The sequence below is a fragment of the Candidatus Pacearchaeota archaeon genome, assembly GCA_035404185.1.
Lineage (GTDB): Bacteria > Patescibacteriota > Minisyncoccia > Minisyncoccales > Minisyncoccaceae > UBA2211.
In genome coordinates, this window is sequence record DAONGN010000001.1 from 345,269 (window position 1) to 364,469 (window position 19,201).

20 protein-coding genes are annotated in these 19,201 nt (G+C 30.9%); 17 read left to right on the forward strand and 3 right to left on the reverse strand.

Annotation, left to right across the window (positions count from 1 at the left end; genetic code table 11):
• The first annotated feature begins 34 nt into the window (after positions 1-34).
• The 7 genes from PLD14_01870 to PLD14_01900 all read left to right on the forward strand — a co-directional run bounded on the left by PLD14_01870 (position 35) and on the right by PLD14_01900 (position 7,936).
• Positions 35-802 (forward strand): hypothetical protein, encoded by a 768-nt coding sequence (locus tag PLD14_01870; GenBank protein ID HPR79947.1) that lies wholly within the window; start codon positions 35-37, stop codon positions 800-802.
• 60 nt (positions 803-862) lie between these two features.
• Positions 863-2,662, forward strand: coding sequence for a U32 family peptidase (locus PLD14_01875; GenBank protein ID HPR79948.1), 1,800 nt, complete (start codon positions 863-865; stop codon positions 2,660-2,662).
• Positions 2,663-2,706: 44 nt separating this feature from the next.
• Positions 2,707-4,317, forward strand: a complete 1,611-nt coding sequence (locus PLD14_01880) for an HlyD family efflux transporter periplasmic adaptor subunit (GenBank protein HPR79949.1) — start codon at positions 2,707-2,709, stop codon at positions 4,315-4,317.
• 1 nt (position 4,318) lies between these two features.
• A complete protein-coding gene (locus tag PLD14_01885) occupies positions 4,319-5,035 on the forward strand; it encodes an ABC transporter ATP-binding protein (protein ID HPR79950.1) in 717 nt (238 codons plus the stop codon).
• Between the two features lies 1 nt (position 5,036).
• Positions 5,037-6,275: an ABC transporter permease gene (locus tag PLD14_01890; protein HPR79951.1), complete on the forward strand. Its 1,239-nt coding sequence runs from the start codon at positions 5,037-5,039 to the stop codon at positions 6,273-6,275.
• Positions 6,268-7,512, forward strand: a complete 1,245-nt coding sequence (locus PLD14_01895; GenBank protein HPR79952.1) for an ABC transporter permease — start codon at positions 6,268-6,270, stop codon at positions 7,510-7,512. The genes PLD14_01890 and PLD14_01895 overlap by 8 nt, the downstream gene beginning before the upstream one ends.
• Positions 7,513-7,582: 70 nt before the next feature.
• Positions 7,583-7,936, forward strand: coding sequence for a hypothetical protein (locus tag PLD14_01900; protein HPR79953.1), 354 nt, complete (start codon positions 7,583-7,585; stop codon positions 7,934-7,936).
• 17 nt (positions 7,937-7,953) lie between these two features.
• Here PLD14_01900 and PLD14_01905 read toward each other — a convergent pair whose 3' ends face one another.
• Positions 7,954-8,676, reverse strand: a complete 723-nt coding sequence (locus tag PLD14_01905; protein ID HPR79954.1) for a sulfite exporter TauE/SafE family protein — start codon at positions 8,674-8,676, stop codon at positions 7,954-7,956.
• Here PLD14_01905 and PLD14_01910 point away from each other — a divergent pair.
• The 8 genes from PLD14_01910 to PLD14_01945 all read left to right on the forward strand — a co-directional run bounded on the left by PLD14_01910 (position 8,667) and on the right by PLD14_01945 (position 14,737).
• Positions 8,667-9,137, forward strand: coding sequence for an 8-oxo-dGTP diphosphatase (locus PLD14_01910; protein HPR79955.1), 471 nt, complete (start codon positions 8,667-8,669; stop codon positions 9,135-9,137). The two genes, PLD14_01905 and PLD14_01910, sit on opposite strands and share 10 nt — an antisense overlap.
• The gene (locus tag PLD14_01915; protein ID HPR79956.1) at positions 9,134-9,952 is read left to right on the forward strand and encodes a GerMN domain-containing protein; all 819 of its coding nucleotides are present in this window, start codon (positions 9,134-9,136) and stop codon (positions 9,950-9,952) included. Before PLD14_01910 ends, PLD14_01915 begins: the two co-directional genes overlap by 4 nt.
• Positions 9,953-9,962: 10 nt before the next feature.
• Positions 9,963-10,337 carry a hypothetical protein gene (locus PLD14_01920; protein ID HPR79957.1) on the forward strand — a complete coding sequence of 125 codons (375 nt, stop codon included), beginning with the start codon at positions 9,963-9,965 and terminating at the stop codon, positions 10,335-10,337.
• 97 nt (positions 10,338-10,434) lie between these two features.
• Positions 10,435-10,638: a DUF378 domain-containing protein gene (locus PLD14_01925; protein ID HPR79958.1), complete on the forward strand. Its 204-nt coding sequence runs from the start codon at positions 10,435-10,437 to the stop codon at positions 10,636-10,638.
• An 84-nt stretch (positions 10,639-10,722) separates the two neighbouring features.
• Positions 10,723-11,175, forward strand: a complete 453-nt coding sequence (locus PLD14_01930; protein ID HPR79959.1) for a PspC domain-containing protein — start codon at positions 10,723-10,725, stop codon at positions 11,173-11,175.
• A 2-nt stretch (positions 11,176-11,177) separates the two neighbouring features.
• Positions 11,178-12,533, forward strand: coding sequence for an MBL fold metallo-hydrolase (locus PLD14_01935; GenBank protein ID HPR79960.1), 1,356 nt, complete (start codon positions 11,178-11,180; stop codon positions 12,531-12,533).
• Positions 12,534-12,588: 55 nt separating this feature from the next.
• The gene (locus PLD14_01940; protein ID HPR79961.1) at positions 12,589-13,320 is read left to right on the forward strand and encodes an SIMPL domain-containing protein; all 732 of its coding nucleotides are present in this window, start codon (positions 12,589-12,591) and stop codon (positions 13,318-13,320) included.
• A 58-nt stretch (positions 13,321-13,378) separates the two neighbouring features.
• Positions 13,379-14,737, forward strand: a complete 1,359-nt coding sequence (locus PLD14_01945) for an MATE family efflux transporter (GenBank protein ID HPR79962.1) — start codon at positions 13,379-13,381, stop codon at positions 14,735-14,737.
• Here the strand turns inward: PLD14_01945 and PLD14_01950 are convergent.
• On the reverse strand, positions 14,734-15,828 hold the full coding sequence (locus tag PLD14_01950) for a lipocalin-like domain-containing protein (protein ID HPR79963.1): 1,095 nt from the start codon (positions 15,826-15,828) through the stop codon (positions 14,734-14,736). The genes PLD14_01945 and PLD14_01950 overlap by 4 nt on opposite strands.
• A complete protein-coding gene (locus tag PLD14_01955; protein HPR79964.1) occupies positions 15,810-16,661 on the reverse strand; it encodes a DUF2090 domain-containing protein in 852 nt (283 codons plus the stop codon). Before PLD14_01955 ends, PLD14_01950 begins: the two co-directional genes overlap by 19 nt.
• Positions 16,662-16,724: 63 nt before the next feature.
• Here PLD14_01955 and PLD14_01960 point away from each other — a divergent pair, with 63 nt between their 5' ends.
• Positions 16,725-17,750, forward strand: a complete 1,026-nt coding sequence (locus PLD14_01960) for a CapA family protein (GenBank protein ID HPR79965.1) — start codon at positions 16,725-16,727, stop codon at positions 17,748-17,750.
• A gap of 5 nt (positions 17,751-17,755) precedes the next feature.
• Positions 17,756-19,168, forward strand: a complete 1,413-nt coding sequence (locus tag PLD14_01965) for a DUF333 domain-containing protein (GenBank protein ID HPR79966.1) — start codon at positions 17,756-17,758, stop codon at positions 19,166-19,168.
• The last annotated feature ends 33 nt before the right edge of the window (positions 19,169-19,201 follow it).

The following is a 19,201-nucleotide window of genomic DNA, read 5'->3' on the forward strand; positions in this document are numbered from 1 at the left end:
CCACAATTAAAGTGGCAGTACATTGGTGATAATAATGTTCGGTCTTAGTAAAGATAGCAGATCGCTATATGAAATGGGTTTTATGCCCAACGCAGATCCAGCTCTGTCGTTCAGAATCCGCAAAGACTTAACAGAGTCTTTAAATATTAACCAGAGTCCGGTTGCAGAAAAAATAAAGCAATTTGATTTCCAAAGCTTTTCTGGCTTTGATGAAAATTTCGGATTTGATGGTGCCTTTCAAAAGAACGAGGAACGGCAAGAAGATATTAAATATATCATTCCTATTCCCAAGGCATCAAAAATTCACGTTCCATCGTGGAAATCTATTCATGCAGTTGTTCAAAGCATTGCTTTGTTCACCGAACTTGCTCGTTCTTCTTATAGAGAAGGCGGCTTCCGTGAAAAGAAACAACTTATTTCTTTATATGTTGTTGCCAATCATGAGCGTGGATTGTATGCCGTCGCCGGTGACTATTCACCCACTTTTTGCGATTGGCTTAATGACATCGCTTCAAGAGATGATTTTGAAAACGCCGAAAGAGCGATGGAGCAAACCTATTCCTATATCTGGAACAGGCCCAGGAGTGGAATTTTCCAAGTCTATCCTCACGAAGAAGGAGGGTTGACTCTTCAGTGCCCATCGCATTGTGTCGTTTATCCCAGATCGTCAAGGGTGGGACATAGAGGAGTAGAATTCGACTCAAGTGAAGTACGTCACGGAGCTGAAGTCCTGGTTCCTCTTTCCGGTCTCTTTGCTCTCTGTGAAATAGCAGGAAGAGATATATACGGTTCCTCATATTGAGGAACTCTTTTTATAGAGATTGAAAATTATCGTTAATGGTAATATGATTAGGAAAAAGATATGGAAAAACAAATTAAAGAAATAGAGCTTTTGGCTCCGGCCAAGAATCTAAATACGGGAATAGCTGCTATTAATGCTGGTGCTGATGCAGTATATATCGGAGCTCCTAAGTTTGGAGCTCGTGCAGCTGCTTCTAATTCTTTAGAGGAAATAGAAAAATTAATAGATTACGCTCATCAATTTAGAGTTAAGGTTTATATTACTTTAAACACTATTTTGTTTGATAATGAATTAAAGGAAGCTAATGATTTAATTTGGAGTCTTTATAATCTAAAAGTTGATGGAATAATAATTCAAGACATGGGAATATTGGAGATGGATTTGCCTCCAGTTACTTTAATTGCTAGCACGCAAACCGATAATTATTCTTTAGAGAGGATAAAGTTTTTAGAAGATATTGGATTTAAAAGAATAATTTTAGCTAGAGAGCTTTCTTTAGAACAGATTAAAGAAATAAGAGATAACACTAATTTAGAATTAGAATCGTTTGTTCATGGAGCTCTTTGTGTGAGCTTTTCTGGCCGATGTTATTTAAGTTCATATTTAAGCGGAAGAAGCGCTAATCGAGGCGAATGCATCCAGGCTTGTCGTTTACCGTATACCTTAGTTGATGGAGAAAACAATGTTATTGCTAAAAATAAACCCCTCCTTTGTTTAAAGGATTTTAATCTTTCTAATAATCTTGAAGAATTGATAGATGCTGGTATTACTTCATTTAAAATAGAAGGAAGACTTAAAGACGAAGATTATGTTTCTAATGTTGTGGCTTATTACAATAAGAAACTGAATAGTATTAAGAAGATAAAAAGAACCTCTACTGGTATTGTTTCCTTGGGATTTGAACCTGACTTAGAAAAGACATTTCATCGAACCTATACAATATATTTTTTAAAAGGAAGACAAAAAGACATCCTTTCTTCTTCTCCTAAATCAATTGGAAAATTATTGGGAAGGGTAAAAGATGTTTTGAATGATTACTTTATTTTAGAGAATGATGTTGAGATAAACAACGGAGACGGACTTTGCTATTTTGATAAATTCGGTAATCTTATCGGGAGCAACGTGAATGTTGTTTTGGGAAATAAGATATTTTTAAATGATATGTCGGGGATTATTAAAGGACTTGATATATATCGTAATACTGATACAAAGTTTTTAAAAAGCATAAAAGCAGAAAGAAAAATACCTTTATCTTTTTCATTTAAAGAAAATAGCAAAGGATTCTCTCTAGTTGTTAAGGATGATGATGGTAATCAAGGAATTGGTGAAATTAAGATTAATAAACAAGAAGCAGAAAAGAAAGAGAAAGCCATAGAGAACGTAATCAATCAATTAGGAAAATTAGGAGAAACCATTTATACAATTAAAGAAATTAATATTAAATGGAAAAAACCATATTTTATTCCAATATCACAAATTAATGAAATGAGAAGAGAGGCCATAGATAATCTTTCTTTTGAAAGAAAAAAGAATTACAAGATAGAAGAATTTAAAATTAAAGATAATAATATTCAATTTATAACAAAAAAACTTTCTTATGAATGGAACGTTTCCAACAAATTAGCCGAAAAGTTTTATAAAAAACATGGAGTAGTTGATATTGAACCGGCTTTTGAAATTAAAAAAAGAGACAAGGTAATGACCACTAAGCATTGTTTAAAGAACTATTTCGGTTTTTGTCCTAAAGACCACAAGATAATCAAAGAACCTCTTTATTTAATCAATGAAAAGGGTCAAAAGTTCCTCCTTAAGTTTAATTGTATTAGTTGCCAGATGGAAGTTATTGTTGTTGAAAAATAAGCCTTAAAATGGTATTGTTGTAATACATAATAAAAAATACGAAAATGAAATATAAATTTAAACCCAATTTTAAATCAAAAAAAACATGGATTATAATAGCAGTAATAGCTCTGGTTTTGATTATTGCTTTTTCCTTTCTGTTTAGCGAAAAAAAGGCTTCAAAATATGAAACAGTTAAGGTGGTAAGAGGAGAATTAGTTCAAACAGTTGATGCTACGGGAAAGGTAGAATCAGCCAACGATTTATCTCTTCATTTTGATGGAGTGGGAATAGTTGAGAATGTTAAAGTAAAAGAAGGTGATACTGTAAGGGCTGGGCAGTGGTTGGCTAATTTATCTTTATCTCAATTAAATGCTGCTGTCGCTCAGGCTCAAGCTTCTTTAGATCAGAAATTGGCAGGAGCAACTAATGAACAGATAAATGTAGCTCAAAAGCAAGTTGAATCGGCACAGCTTGCTTTAAATAAAGCAGAAGAGACATTAAATGATACTAAGGTTTTAACTGATAAGAATTTAGCTGCTAAATATTCATATGCTTTGAACGTTTTAGATGATACCTATATTAAAATGTATAATGCTTATACAGTCGTTGACGGAATAAAGGATAACTATTTTGAGAGTAATGATCAAGAAGGTCTAACTGTAAGAAACAATGAAGAATATCAAATAAAGAGACCTAAAGATGAAACTAAAACATATATTGATACTGCTAAGACTACTGGAAAAACAGAAGATATTGATGGAGCAATTTTGAATGCTAAAACGTCTTTAAGTAAGATACTTATTGGTTTAACTGTAATTAGGAGTGTTTGTGATGAATCGACTTATCAAAATAGGGTTACTTCAACTGAAAAATTATCTCTTGATACTCAGAAGTCCTATATTAGTACAGCCCAAACAACAATTTCTTCTTTAGAGAATGAAATTTCTATTTTAAAAACTCAAAATGAAAATAGCTTGAATTCGGCCCAGGCTGCCGTTGATACTGCTAAAGCTGCTCTTGAGTTACAACAAGCTAATTATGATTCTTTGGTAGCCAAACCAAGAGATATTGATATTGCGTATTATCAGGCTGTTTTAAATCAGGCTATTGCTAGTAGGAATAAAGCCATAATTTATGCTCCAATTGAGGGGGTAATAACTAAAGTTAATAAGAAAAAAGGGGAATTGATTTCTTCATCTGAAACAATGATAGAACTTCTTTCTCCTCATTATGAAATTCAAGTTGATATTCCCGAAACAGATGTTGTTAAGTTAAAAACAGGAAATGATACCACCATTACTTTAGATGCATTAGGTAGCGATATTAAGTTTACAGGAAGCATTTTATCAATTGACCCTGCTTCAACAGACATTCAAGATGTTGTTTATTATAAAGTAAAGGTTGGTATTAGTGATGAAAATGCTGAACTATTCAAATCAGGAATGACTGCAGATGTTTTAATTAAAACAGATAGCAGGGATAATGTATTATACATTCCTTATAGAGCTGTATTATCAAGAAGTGATAGTGATGAAAAATATGTAAGAGTTTTAATTAATGGAAAGATTGAAGAAAAAAATGTTCAATTAGGATTAAGGGCTGATAATGGCATGGTAGAAATTTTATCAGGATTATCTGAAGATGAAGAAATAGTATTAAAAATTGGAAAATAACATGTTAATCAGTGTTAAGAATTTACAAAAGGATTTTATTAACGACGATGTCGTTACTTCGGTTTTGAAAGGAGTAACTTTTGACATAGAAAAAGGTGAATTTGTCTCTATAATGGGACCATCTGGTTCTGGAAAATCAACCTTAATGCATATTTTAAGTTTTTTAGACAAAGCAACTGGAGGAACCTATAATTTTGAAACTAGAGATGTTAGCAAGTTAAATGATGATGAATTAGCTGAAATGAGAAGTAAAAAAGTTGGTTTTATATTCCAATCTTTCAATCTTTTAAATAGATCTTCTGTTTTAGAGAATGTAATGCTTCCCTTGGTATATACTGATACATTAAATGACGAAAGAGTTAAGAGAGCTAAAGATTTATTAGAGAAAGTTGGGTTAAGCCATAGACTCAATTATTCTCCTAATAAGCTTTCTGGAGGAGAAAAGCAAAGAGTCGCCATAGCTAGAGCTTTAATTAATTCTCCAGAAGTTATTTTTGCTGACGAGCCTACGGGGAATCTTGATTCTAAATCAGGAGCTCAGGTTATGAAAATTCTTCAAGACTTAAATGATCAGGGTCATACTATTATTTTGGTTACTCACGAAAAAGCAACGGCTGAGCATGCCGAAAGAATAATTCGTATAAAAGATGGAGTTATTCTTGATGATTCAAAGGTTCTTCAAAGGTTAAGAGCCGGGGGAGAGGTGCTTAATAAATAATATGAACATTCTTGAGTCAATAAAAAATTCTTGGCACATGATAGTTCGCAACAAAGTGCGATCCTTTTTGACTATGCTTGGAATTGTTATAGGAATTACCGCAGTAATGATAGTTTTATCTGTCGGAGAAAGTGTTCAAGGACTAATTTTAAACGAAGTAAAAAGCATTGGTTCAAATTTAGTTGGAGTTTTGCCTGGCTATTCAGATGAAAACAGTCCGCCATCTTCTGTTTTTGGAGTTGTTATAACTTCATTAAAGTATGGAGATGGGGAAGCGATATTAAAAGGTAACTATCCACATATAGAATCTTTAGCAATGTATGTTTCAGGAAGCGACATAGTAACAGTAGAAGATAATAAGGTGAGTACTACTTTTTATGGAACGACAGCAAGTTATCTAGATGTTCAGAATTCTTCAATAGAGGAAGGAAGATTCTTCACTGAAGAAGAAGAGGTTGCTAATGCTAGGGTATTAGTTTTAGGTAATCAGATTGCAAAAGACTTATTTGGTGATCAAGATCCAATTGGAAAGAAGATAAAAATTAAAAAAGCTAACTTTACAGTTATAGGTATTTTAAAAAAGAAAGGAGGAAGTTTAATTCAAAATGAAGACGGCAATTTATTTGTTCCAATATCAACAGCTCAAAATATTCTTTTAGGAATTAATCATATTAGTTTCATGAGGGCAAAAATTGATAAAACTGAAAATATAGATGGAGCGATAGAATATATTAAGGATGTTTTGCGTGATAGACACAATATAATTGATTTAAAAGAAGATGATTTTACTGTTAGATCAACAACCCAAGCTTTAGAGACTATTTCTCTTATTACTAATGCTTTAAGATTTTTCTTAGTTGCTATTGCTGCTATTTCTTTAATTGTCGGTGGTTTTGGAATTATGAATATTATGTTAGCCACGGTTCAGGAAAGAACCAAAGAAATTGGTTTAAGAAAAGCAATTGGAGCAAAAAATACTGACATTACAAGGCAATTTTTAATTGAAGCAATGGCAATTACTTTTATTAGTGGAATAATAGGAATAGTAATAGGTTCTCTTATTTTAATTTTAATATCTGTAATTATTAATGCTTTGAATTATCATTGGGATTTAATAATTTCTCCTATTTCAATAATTTTAGGATGTATTGTTTCAATTGGAATCGGTTTAATATTTGGAATTGCTCCAGCTAGAAAAGCCAGTCTTTTAAATCCTATAGAGGCATTAAGATATGAATAAAATATTTATTCAAATTAAATCAGCTTTCTCTAGTCTGATGCGTCAAAGATCAAGAACGACTTTAACTATAATCGCGGTTGCTATTGGTATAGCTTCTTTGATTACTATGATTGCCGCTGGCAATGGTCTTAAGGCTATGGTTTTAAAAGAACTAGAAGCATATGGCTCAGATATGATAAATATTGAGGTGAGGGTGCCGGGAAAAGGAGCGACAGGAAGTTCTACTAGTTTTGCGACAGGGACAACGATTACTACTTTTAAAAATAGCGACGCTGAAAAAATAGGAAAAGTTGATAATGTAGAACTTCTGTATACCTACATTACCGGACAAGAAATTATTAAATATCAAGGAGAAGCTAAAAGCACAATGATTTTTGGCTATGGAGCCAATGCGCCACTAATTGAAAAAATACCAATTGATGTTGGAAGATTTTATAGTGTAGACGAAGAAGAGTCTATATCTTCAGTTATCGTTTTGGGGAGTAAAATTAAAGATGATCTTTTTGGAGATGATGACGCAATAGACAAAACGGTTTACGTAAGAGGTAAGCCATTTAAAGTGGTCGGAGTTCTAAAAGAAAGAGGAGCTACTTTTGGTATGAATATGGACTCTATTGTTTATATTCCTACTTTAACGATGCAGAAAAAACTTCTAGGGACAGATTATATTATTGGTTTATCAGTTAAAGTTAATGATGTTAATAAAATTAATGAAACTAAAGATGAATTAACCATTTTAATGAGAGAATTACATAATATTAATAGTCCAGATGAGGACGATTTTGAAGTTATGACTATGGCTGATGCTCAAACTATGGTAGGAACAGTTTTATCGGCTATTACGATGCTTTTAGCAGTTATAGCAGCAGTATCTTTAGTGGTGGGAGGGGTTGGTATTACAAATATTATGTATGTTTCAGTTATTGAAAGAACTTTTGAAGTTGGATTAAGAAGGGCGGTAGGAGCAAAGAAAAATGATATTCTTTGGCAGTTTTTATTAGAGGCCTCGATATTAACATTCTTAGGAGGATTACTGGGGGTAATTATTGGAATGGGGGTTTCATTTTTAATTTATTACGTTGCTGTATCTTTTGGATTAGATTGGACCTATGCGGTTTCTCCTTTTTCAATTATTTTATCTTTATTGTTTTCGGCCATAATTGGAATGTTTTTTGGAGTTTATCCGGCTCAAAAGGCTGCCAATATGGATCCGATTAATGCTTTGAGACAAGAGTAAATTGACAATATTCTTTAATTTTTGTAGTATCTTTATGGCGTCCTTAAAATTAGCGCCTAGGTGTATACCAATGAACCAAAAGAAAAAAGGGGCTTCATCATCAGAAACCAATAAATGGATTGGTTTTTGGGGTCTTGACTTAATTGCTCAAGACAAGTTTCTTAAGGAACGTTTTGGTAAAGAATTGTTCTCTGATCCTGCGGGTAGATATTTGATTATATCAAATTCGGGGACAAGCAGGGGAACCGTGCTAAATCCGCTACATAGCTCTGGAATGTTATTGTATTTTGGAGATTCAAAAAGTGCTGTGCGGTATGCCATTGCAAGAAGAGAATGGTTTGAAGGCAAAAATATAGCAGTGAGCGATGCTTGTATCGGCAAATTTTGTCCTATAGGCAATTGTTCATGTGCTTCCAAAGATTAAGGATTAATTTCCTTTTTTTAATTGAAAATAAATATTATTCCAGTTATTAAAAATATTAAAGCCGTAGTGTATCTTAATGGTTTTTCTACTTTTTCCATTTTATTAAAAACAATATCTATCTTTTCAGTATTATAACTTAAAAAGAAAGAGAGTATGATAATTGGAAGACTAGCTCCGATAGCAAAAAAGGGAGGGAGAAGTAATCCAACAGCAGATTTTATCGTTAGTGGAATCAATATTCCAAAAAAGAGGGCAGCGCTATGTGGGCAAAAAGCCAAAGATAATATCGCTCCCAAAGAAAAAGAACCAAAATAACCCCGAGAAGGGATATTTTTTATTTCCTTTTCATTTTCATCATCTTTATTAGCCAAAATAAACATTGTTATTCCAGAAATAATTAAAATTATTCCAGCAATTATTTCTCCGTATTTGGTCAAGAAAGAAAAATGAAAAGAAGACAATCCGAAATAAACAAGAAGCGCTATTATAGTATAACTTAAAATTCTTCCTAAGGAATAAAATAATCCGTGCATGATTATGCTTTTCTTTTTCGAGTTTTTAGAAATATAGGTAATAGCCGCTAAATTAGCCATTAAAGGGCAAATATCTATGTTTATTAATATTCCCATTAAGATAGCGGTTAAAAATTGTTCAATCATGTTTTGATTATATCCTAAGTTTAAAATATTAGGAAGTTGTCTTAATATTTGTTTTGTATTAAGATGTATGTATGGAGACATTATTAAGGCCTAAAATATTAACACTTTGTCTTGTTAAAAAGAATGAAATGATTCTTTTGGGAATGAAGAAACGAGGATTTGGTGAGGGTAGATGGAATGGATTTGGCGGAAAGGTAGAAGAAGGAGAAACCATTATCGAAGCTGCAATAAGAGAAATGAAGGAAGAGTCTGGGCTAAAAGTAGAAGAATTGGAAGAAAAAGGAATACTTCTTTTTAAATTTTTAGATACGGGAAAATTTCTAGAGGTTCACGTTTTTGATGTTTTAAAATATAGTGGAGAAATGACAGAAACAGAAGAGATGAATCCTAAATGGTTTAATGTGGAAGAAATTCCTTTTGAAAAAATGTGGGCTGATGATATTTATTGGATGCCATTATTTTTGAATGGAGATAAATTTAATGGAGAGTTTGTTTTTGAAGATAATGATAAATTATTAAATTATAATCTTAAAACAATATGATAACAAAAAACAAGCAATCAATCATTGGAGTAATAATACTCTTAATAATCGGAGCGTGTTTTTTGGTAGAGTACTTTTTAATAAATAAAGAAAAAGTTATTAATAATCAAGGGATAGAAATAAGTAATATTATGGAGGGAAAGATTGTTAAGTCGCCTCTATTTATTGAAGGAGTTGCTACTGGAGGAAAATGGGGAGGTTTTGAAGGTCAGGTGGGAAGAGTTGAATTAGTTGAACCAGATGGAACAATATTGGGCACCGCTCCTTTAATTACTACTTCTGATTATACTAAATTTCCTACTAACTTTGAGGCAAATTTAAGTTTTGTTTCTTCTAAGACAGAAGAGGCATCCCTTGTCTTTTATAATGAAAATCCAAGCGGATTACCAGAAAGGTCTGAAACGTTTTCTATTTCAATTAAACTTTCTCAAGAAAAAACTAAAGTTACCTTATATTTTGGAAAACAAGGAGAAAGCGATGATTGTAAAAGTTTGTTTCCAGTAGAAAGAGAAATTATTAAAACAGAGGGAATTGCTAGGGCAACCATAGAGGAATTATTAAAGGGACTGACTCAAGAAGAGAAAGAAGCGGGATATTTTACTACTATCAACGAAGGAGTGAAAATTAATAGCCTAATAATTACTGATGGAACAGCGAAAATAGACTTTGATGAAACATTAGAAAAAGGAGTTGGAGGCTCATGTCGAGTACTAGCAATTAGAGAACAAATCAAACAAACTTTGATGCAGTTTTCTTCAGTTAAAAAAGTAATAATTAGTATAGACGGAAGAACAGAAGATATTCTTCAGCCATAAATAAAAAAACATGATTGAGGCAAATAAGGGAACCTCTTTGGTTATCATAATTTTGAGCGTGATAGTATTACTGATCATCAGCCTTTTTGTTTATTGGGAATTTTTTTCTTCCGCGGGAGAAAATGATAATATTAATTTTTTCAAGGAAGGAAATATTATTATCAATAATCCTGGTTTTATCAAAGATATTTGGTATTTATCGTATGAGACTAAAAATTCTTCAATTAATACCGCAAAGTTGTTTTTTAATAAAGACAGTGTTTGTAAAAATAAAACAGACTCATGTTTAGATTTGGCTGCCGGAGAAAGCGTGGAAGTTAAAGGGGTAGAAAAAAATGGAGATGTTTTAGTTAAAGAGCTTAAATTGATAGAAATATTAAATTGAATTTATCTTTTGTGGATAATTTTATTGCTAATAAAAATATGGCAAGGTAAAATATTATTAGCACGTCAAAGGTCGTTTAATAAACCAAAAAAATAAAATGAAAAAACTAAACACTATAGGTTTAATTGCTCTAACACTAGTAATTATTGGAGGATTAAACTGGGGCTTGGTTGGTTTCTTTAGTTTTAATTTAGTTACAGCATTATTCGGAAGCGCATCTATGCTATCTAGTATAGTGTATGATTTAGTCGGATTATCAGCAATATATCTAATCTTTGCTTACTTTATGGGTAAAGAGTAATCATAATGGTAAGAAATCGCTTTGGCGATTTTTTACTTTTGTGCTTTATGGTATAATAGATAATAATAGTTTAAAAATTTTAATATGACCAATACAAAAAAACTTTATCGTTCAAATACTAATAGTATTATTTTTGGAGTTTGTGGGGGTCTAGGCGAATATTTTGAAGTAGATCCTTTAATTTTTAGAATATTATTCATTCTTTTAACTTTTACGGGGGGTTCAGGAATCATCATTTATTTAATTTTAGCCATAATGATTCCTGATAGTGAAGGAAAAATCAATAAGAACATGGGAGAGGTAGTCAGCGGAACGCAGGAGAAGACTCAACAGCTTGCCGAAGAAATTAAAAAAAATAGAAATTGGATTGTGAATATTAAAAATATTATAGGGTTGATTATTATTTTCGTAGGATTAGACATTCTTTTTGAGCAGATTTTTGATTTTAATCCATTCTCAATTGTTAATTGGGGAATTGTTTGGGCGTTAATTATAATTTTGATTGGGTTAAGAATTATTTTTAATAGGAAAGAATAATAATGAAAATATCTTTTGATGGTGCCTGTCGAGAGGTAACCGGTTCATGCATATTAATTGAGTCTGGTGAAACTAAATTTTTAGTTGATTGTGGGATGTTTCAAGGAGCCGATTCTAATAAAAATTTAGAAGCTTTTTCTTTTGATCCGAGACAAATAGATTTTGTTCTTTTGACACATGCTCACCTAGATCACTGTGGAAGATTGCCTAAGCTTTTTGCTGATGGATTTTGCGGTAGAATATATTCTACTGCTCCAACTAGAGATTTAACAGAAATAATACTTTCAGATGCGCTTAAGGTTGCTCGAATTGAAGGAATTCCTTTTTGTGCTCCTTTTTGTACAGAAAATGATATTTCCTCGTTGATAAACTTTTATACTTGTTTAAAGTATGGGGAAGAAAGAAACATTAATGAAAATATAAGAATAAAGATGAGAGATTCTGGGCATATTTTAGGATCATCTATCTTTGAGGTTTGGATAAATGATCAAGGAAAAGAAAAGAAACTTGTTTTTTCGGGAGACTTAGGTAATCCTCCAGCCCCGATTGTTAACGATCCAGAGTTTATATCTGGAGCAGATGTTGTTTTTGTAGAATCTACCTATGGAGACAGATTGCATGATTCTAAGGAAAAAGGAATAGAATTGTTGAGGCAGAAAATTCAAGAAACAATTAAAAAGGGAGGAGTATTAATGATTCCAGTTTTTGCATTAGAAAGAACTCAGGAATTACTTTATATATTGAATGATTTTATAGAAAATAAAAAAATAGGAAATATATCAATATTTTTGGATAGTCCTTTAGCTATAAAAGCTACGGGAATATATAAACATTATGCTGATTTTTATGATAAAGAATCAAAAGAGTTAATCTCTAAAGGAGATGATTTATTTAATTTTAAAGGATTAGAAATAATTAAAAATGAGGCTCAAACTGGGAAAGTTGATAAAGCAATGCCACCTAAAATAATTCTTGCTGGAAGCGGAATGTTTGAGGGAGGTAAAATTAAAAGTTATTTAAAAAAATATTTAGGTAATTCTATAAACACTTTACTAATAATTTCTTTCCAATCGAAAGGATCATTAGGAATTAATCTTTTGCAGGGAGGAGAATTTGTTGAAATAGATGGAACAAGAATAAAAGTTTTGGCACAGGTAGCAAGTATTTTTTCCTTTTCTTCGCATGGAGATAGAGCATTTTTGTTTAATTGGATAGAAACAATTAATAAACCATTTCCTAAAAAAATATTTATAATTCACGGAGAAGAGGAAGCTAGCCTATCTTTAGCTCAGGCTTTAGATGGTGTGAGCAGAGGAGATTTAATAGTTCCTAAATATAAAGAAGTTTATGAGGCGTAGCTTTACAAAATATTTAATAATGTTATTATTTAAATATAATAATAAATAAAAAAATATGGAAATCTTAGAGAAGAGTCTAATTAAAACTTCGATAATCTTAGGAATTTTTCTAATTATTGGAGTTAGTATAATTTCGTATTCTTTATATCAAATCAAAGCAGCAGATAATGCATTAAGTGTAACTGGTTCAGCTAAACAATCTGTTACAGCAGATATTGTTAAGTGGAATGGTAGTTTCTCAAGAACCGTTTATTCTTCTGGCTTGAAGACTGGTTATGCTCAAATGAAAGATGACGAAGTCATAGTAACAAAGTTTTTAAAAGATAGTGGAATTACTGATGCTGAATTGACCATTTCTCCCGTATCAATGCAAGAGCAGTATGATTATAATAAAAGTGCTGGAGCTCCAACCGAATATGCATTAATTCAAAACGTAACCGTTCAATCGTCAGATATTCAAAAAGTACAGACGATTTCAAAAAACATTCAAACTATTATTGATCAAGGGGTTATTTTTTCCGCCTATTCTCCTGAATATTATTATAGTAAACTTCCCGAAATGAGGGTAACGCTTTTGCCCGAAGCGATGAAAGATGCTCAAGCAAGAGCCGAAAGTATTGCAAAGAGTACTGGAAAGAAGGTCGGAACCTTAAAATCTGCTAGTATGGGCGTGGTCCAAGTGATGCAGCCTAATTCGATTGACATTTCTGATTATGGGAATTATGATACCTCTACTGTAGATAAACAGATTATGATTACCGTCAAAGCTTCATTTTCGTTAAAGTAAATCTTTAAGTTAAAGTATAAGGCTAGGGCGACCTAGCCTTTTGATTTTTTAAATCGACATGGAAGAAAGAAAAAGAAAAATCAATGAAGAATCAATATGGAAACAGTTTTTCAAATTGTCTATTCCTATTGCCATCGCTAATTTTTTGCAATCAGCATATTCTATTACTGATGCTTTTTGGTTGGGAAGATTGAACTCAGAAAGTTTAGCAGCCGTTTCTATTTGTTCCTCAATAGTTTTTCTTGTTATTTCTTTAGGGGCAGGATTATTTATTTCAGGAACCGTTTTAATTTCTCACCATAAAGGAAGAGAAGATCATGAGAAGATAAATTTAATTTCGGCTCAGTTGATTTTATTAATGATTATCGTTTCTTTATTGCTATCAATTTTAGGATATTTTATTTCTCCTTTTTTGGTCAAAATGATTGGAGCCGAACAGCTTATTCCTTTTGGCATTATTTCCTATTTGCAGCTTTTTTTTGTTAGCACTATTTTTATTTTCGCTTTTGCTCTTTATCAATCATTAATGAGGGCAATGGGAGATGTAAAAACTCCAATGTATATTATATTAATTACAGTTCTTATTAATTTTTTGATAGATCCTATTTTTATTTTTGGTTTTGGTTTTATTCCTCAAATGGGAACTGAAGGAGCGGCACTAGCAACAATTTTTTGTGAAGTAATTAATACTATAATAGCTGGATATATTATTTTAAAAGGAAAAAGCGGAATTGTTTTAAAGAAAGAAAATTTTAAGATTAATCTAAGAATGGTAAAAAAGATATTAAAAGTTGGAATTCCTAGCTCTATGGAACAATTTTCTCGATCAATGGGATTTGTGTTTATTACGTTTATGGTTGCTAAATTAGGAACAACTAGTATTGCCGCTTATGGTATTGGGGGAGAAATATTAGGCTTAGTTATGGTTGTTTCAATGTCATTTATGATGGCCACCTCAGTCATGGTGGGAAGAAGTATTGGTTATGGTAATTTTGAAAGAGCAGAATTTATCACTAAATCAGTAGCTAAAATGTCATTTTTGGTTATGACTTTTTTAGGAATATTATCGTTTTGTTTTGCCAGAGAGATTTCAATTCTTTTTGTTCCTAACGATTCAGCTGTTATAACCGAGAGCGTTATTTATCTTAGAACCATATCGCTATTCTTCGGATTTTTAAGCTTACAGCAGATATTTAATGGAACATTTAATGGAGCGGGGGATACAAAAATTTCTATGTTTTTAGCTGTTATTTCTCTTTGGGTCTTAAGAATACCAATGGCTTTCTTTTTATCGGGTATTTTAGGATTTGTGGGAATTTGTTTATCTTTCCCAATAGCAAATACGATAGCAGTTGCTATCGGTTACTTTGTTTTTATTAATGGTAAATGGAAAGAAAGAGGCTTAACTCATTTTTAGTTTTTCTTTCTTTTTTCGTTTAAGAGATAGATTGATTTAATAGAGATATCAGAAATATTTTTGATATTTTTGATAGGATTTTCTTTAGCTTTCTTGATGGCATATTTAATAAAATTTACTCTTTTTGAAGTTAATAATTCACAAAATCCTTTTCCTTTAATTTTTTTCCCATACATCTCTCCCTCTATTCCTATCCCGCCCTCCCAATAGTTAATTGTTTCAAACATCATTTCTTGATCATTTTTAAAGGGAATTGTTTTTAATTCCAAACCAAAGTCCGGTATTTTAATTTCGTATTCTAAGCAATATTCGTTTCCTGTTGTTTTATTTTTATAATTTATTTTTTTAGGGATTATTTCAACATTATTCGTTGTTTTAATATCATTGTTTTTATTAATCATGCTGGCATGGCTTGTTTTTATTTTGTCTCCGTAAACAAAACAGATAATATCACAGCCATTATTTAATTGCATGGAGAACCATCTCCACTTATCATCATTAGTTAATGGAGTTTGAGCCCATTGGTGATCCATCCACGATAGTCCATTAACAGGAATCCATTTATTCTTTTGTTTTATAATTCCAGACGTTTTAAGGCTTGTTAAAGAATAATAATAAGTTGTTTTAACTTCTAAATTTAAAAAGCCATTTTTGTTTAATAAAAGGGGTTTTTTCTGTGATTCTAAAGTAAGGTCGATAAAGTCATTGACTATGTGATATTTGAAGGGAGATGTTTCTTCGATTAAGCAAGAATTATCATAATTAACCCAGAGAAGAGGTTTGGTAAAACTATTTTTATCAACAATAGATATAGGATTAGTTACGCTTTCAAAATTATTTTTATTATCACTTAATAAGTAGTGAGAGAAAAATAGCTGACTCATTACGTTATTTTTTAAGAAGGGAATATTAATTTTTTTTGGGTCAGCAGCAAAAAGACAGTTCATATATGAAAAAGTTTGCCCATCTTTTGATTCAAGGTTTCCATTAAAATACCACCATTCAATAATGTGGTTATGTTTTTGTTCATCCTTGGGAAATTCAATAGGGAAGAATTTTTCTTTATATATTTTTATTTTTCTTTTCTCCATAAATTAATAAATTCTTTAAAATTTCTGCTTATTAATTTTACGGCAACTTCTCTTGATATTTTTTTTGAATAGTATTTTTTAATGGTTTCAAGGAAAATAGTTCTGCCGATAGCGAATCCGATAATTTCTTTGTTGTGAGCTGCAGCTTTCAGCCATTTTATTACCTTCTTTTTATCTTCTCCTCGTCCCAAGAATATTATTTTACTATCTTTATTTATTGCTTTAATTACTTCTTTCCATTGATTTTTTTCGAATCCTTCTAATTTCCAAATATTAACTTTAATTTTTTCTTTTATTTCATTGATAGCTTCTATCGTTCTCATTACTCTAATGTCTTTATCGTAATTTTCGATATTTAGTTCTTTTTTTACTGGAGGAACCAAAAGTTCTAAAATAACTTTGTAATTTCTTTTTTCGCAAAAAGTATCAATTTTAGAAAGAACCTTTAACTGTTTTTGATTATCTTTTTTGTTTAAAGGATTATATCTGATTAATATTTTTACAAAATCAGGATTGAATTTATCAATATGTTCTTCAAAATTTTTTGGATAATTTAGTTTTAATATTTTTTCGCCACTTTTTTCAACCGGTAGACATATTATAATTTTTCTTTTTCGAGCTTCCCTTAGAATATTTTCGCCATATTCTTCATCAACAAGAATGCCAAATGATTTTCCTTTGTCGATAGCCAGAACAAAACCATCAAAAATTATCTTTTTAAACTCTTTAATTTCATTGATCTGTTCTTTATTGGGTTTTGCTGTTAAGCCAAGAATATCTTTTGAAAAAGAAGAACGATGATCAAACGGTAATATTAATAATTCTTGTTTCATATTTTTATTTAATATACCATTTAAATCATTTCCTCTCAAGGTTTTTTGTGATATAATTGAACCATGAAAGGGAAAATATTATCAATTATTTTTGTAGCGATTTTTTTGTTTTGCGGAAGTCAAGTTTTTAAGCCCGAAACTGCTCCGGCTGATATATCTTCAGTAGTTGAGACTCCAAAGCAGATAGAATACAAACCAGAAAGTCTTTTATTTGTAGGAGACATAATGCTTGATAGGGGGGTTGAAAGATTAATGCAAAAATCATCATTTAGCTATCCCGTAGACCTTATTAAAGACTTTTTGAATAGTTTTGATTTTGTGGTCGGAAACTTGGAAGGACCAATTAATGAAAATCCTAAAGATTTCTCTGATAGTTCTTTGTCTTTTTCTTTTGATAAAAAGAGCATTGAATCATTAAAAACAGGAAATTTTTCTTTGGTTTCTTTGGCTAACAATCATACTCTTAATATGGATTGGGAAGGATTTGATGAGACCAAAAAAATATTAAATGAAAACAATATTGCTTTTACGGGTGATCCAATAGACTGTGATTCTGATTATATTTATCAAAAAGACGGAATTATTTATTATGGAATAAATGTTACTTTTTCTAATAACTGTTCCGATAAAGAGATAGCTAAGCAGATTAAAGATATTAGATCTTATAATCCAGAAACATTTTTAGTTGTTTTAATCCATTGGGGGACAGAATATAAAACAGTTGATTCTAAGGGGCAAGAAAATTTGGCTCATATAATGATTGATGCTGGAGCCGATTTAATTATTGGTAGTCATCCTCATGTCGTTCAAAATATTGAACAGTACAATAACAAATTGATATTTTATTCTTTGGGTAATTTTATCTTTGATCAATATTTTTCCAAAGACACACAAGAAGGATTAGGTGTGGGAGTAGAAATATACAAGGACAAAAAAGTTTATACTCTCTATCCGATCATAAATAAATCATCTCAACCTAAATTAATGGAAGAACAAGATAAAATAGATTTCTTAAATTCTTTAGCCGAAAAATCTAGCGAAGCATTAAGAGAAAATATTAAAAATGGGAAGATAGAAATAAAAAATTAAATAATATGAATAAAAAAATTTTAATAATTGGATTAATTATTCTCTTTATAGTAATTTTTTGTTTTTATAAGGGAGTAAAAATTAAGACCCCCAATCTTTCTGGATTAAATAATTTAGATGCAGCTGCTAATAATTGTAAAGATAAGGGAGGTACTCTTAAGGCAGAACAAAGAGGTGACGGAGAAGATTATAATATTTGTGTCTTTGAAGATAATAAGCAATGTGAAACAAATTCTCTCTTAACCGGAGATTGTCCTATTGGGGGATTAAAAGTAGTTGGATACATTACAAAAGCAGCAGTATATTGTGCTATTTTAGGAGGAAAATATAATAGCACTGGAATGAATAATAATACGGAAGATGGTAATTGTTCTTTTTTTAATGGAAATATTTGTAATGTTTGGGAGTTATATAATGGAAAATGTGAAAAAGGAATAGTTAATGCGATTGTTTACGAAAACCAAGAATTCAATTTTTCATTAACAATACCTAGAGACTGGGAAAATAAATATCAAGTAAAAAAAGAGGACGGTGAAAATGGAATTAGATATATTTCTTTTAATTACGGAGAACCAAATCTTTTTAAGATATCAATAGTTCCTTATTCTTTTTGGGAAAAACAAGATAAAAAAGAAGGAGAGTATTTGGGAAGAAACGATGTAGATGTTTTTGCTTTTATACTTTCAACTGATCCAACAAGAAGTGATAAGCAATGGGGAGAAGACTATTTAAAAATGATTGCTAGAGTAGAAGATATCAAAAGCACTTTTAAAATTACCAGACCATATATATCTTTAGAAAGTCAAAAAGAGTCTGGGAAAAATTATACTATTGAAATAATGTATCCTAATGTTTTAGGAGTTGAAAACGGACAAGTTGACATAGAGATATATAATTTTGTTGAAAAAATTATTTCTTCATTCAAGGAAAAAGTAAGTGCGGCTGATGCTTGGAGCGGAGAGAATTCATTGAAAGTATTTTATGAACCATATGAAATTAATAAAAGTTTTGTAAGTATTAGGTTTGAGGTTTCTGAGTATACTGGCGGTGCTCACCCAATAAGTTCCTCTCAGAGCTTTAATTACGACTTAAAGAATAATAAAATAATTACACTTTCTGATATTTTTGATTCTAATAAGAATTATATAAAGACAATTTCTGAAAAAACAATACAGTATTTATTAAAATTGAACACTGAAAATGAATTTAGCGACGAAGAATGGATAAGAGATGGAGCAGGACCAAAAGAAGATAATTTTAAAACATTTACATTTAGTAAGGATACTATTGTCTTTTATTTTGACCCCTACATAGTTGCTGCTTATACTGCTGGAAGACAGGATGTTATCTTTTCATTTAAGTCGTTAAAAAATATCTTAAGAAATGATGCAGTATCGAATTATGGGCTTAGTGATTAAAATATTTTATTATTATGTCAACATTGTGTAAAA

Coding starts and splice junctions, on each gene's coding strand:
- PLD14_01870 (HPR79947.1), top strand. CDS start 35: ATGTTCGGTCTTAGTAAAGATAGCAGATCGCTATATGAAATGGGTTTT.
- PLD14_01875 (HPR79948.1), top strand. CDS start 863: ATGGAAAAACAAATTAAAGAAATAGAGCTTTTGGCTCCGGCCAAGAAT.
- PLD14_01880 (HPR79949.1), top strand. CDS start 2,707: ATGAAATATAAATTTAAACCCAATTTTAAATCAAAAAAAACATGGATT.
- PLD14_01885 (HPR79950.1), top strand. CDS start 4,319: ATGTTAATCAGTGTTAAGAATTTACAAAAGGATTTTATTAACGACGAT.
- PLD14_01890 (HPR79951.1), top strand. CDS start 5,037: ATGAACATTCTTGAGTCAATAAAAAATTCTTGGCACATGATAGTTCGC.
- PLD14_01895 (HPR79952.1), top strand. CDS start 6,268: ATGAATAAAATATTTATTCAAATTAAATCAGCTTTCTCTAGTCTGATG.
- PLD14_01900 (HPR79953.1), top strand. CDS start 7,583: ATGAACCAAAAGAAAAAAGGGGCTTCATCATCAGAAACCAATAAATGG.
- PLD14_01910 (HPR79955.1), top strand. CDS start 8,667: ATGGAGACATTATTAAGGCCTAAAATATTAACACTTTGTCTTGTTAAA.
- PLD14_01905 (HPR79954.1), bottom strand. CDS start 8,676: ATGTCTCCATACATACATCTTAATACAAAACAAATATTAAGACAACTT.
- PLD14_01915 (HPR79956.1), top strand. CDS start 9,134: ATGATAACAAAAAACAAGCAATCAATCATTGGAGTAATAATACTCTTA.
- PLD14_01920 (HPR79957.1), top strand. CDS start 9,963: ATGATTGAGGCAAATAAGGGAACCTCTTTGGTTATCATAATTTTGAGC.
- PLD14_01925 (HPR79958.1), top strand. CDS start 10,435: ATGAAAAAACTAAACACTATAGGTTTAATTGCTCTAACACTAGTAATT.
- PLD14_01930 (HPR79959.1), top strand. CDS start 10,723: ATGACCAATACAAAAAAACTTTATCGTTCAAATACTAATAGTATTATT.
- PLD14_01935 (HPR79960.1), top strand. CDS start 11,178: ATGAAAATATCTTTTGATGGTGCCTGTCGAGAGGTAACCGGTTCATGC.
- PLD14_01940 (HPR79961.1), top strand. CDS start 12,589: ATGGAAATCTTAGAGAAGAGTCTAATTAAAACTTCGATAATCTTAGGA.
- PLD14_01945 (HPR79962.1), top strand. CDS start 13,379: ATGGAAGAAAGAAAAAGAAAAATCAATGAAGAATCAATATGGAAACAG.
- PLD14_01950 (HPR79963.1), bottom strand. CDS start 15,828: ATGGAGAAAAGAAAAATAAAAATATATAAAGAAAAATTCTTCCCTATT.
- PLD14_01955 (HPR79964.1), bottom strand. CDS start 16,661: ATGAAACAAGAATTATTAATATTACCGTTTGATCATCGTTCTTCTTTT.
- PLD14_01960 (HPR79965.1), top strand. CDS start 16,725: ATGAAAGGGAAAATATTATCAATTATTTTTGTAGCGATTTTTTTGTTT.
- PLD14_01965 (HPR79966.1), top strand. CDS start 17,756: ATGAATAAAAAAATTTTAATAATTGGATTAATTATTCTCTTTATAGTA.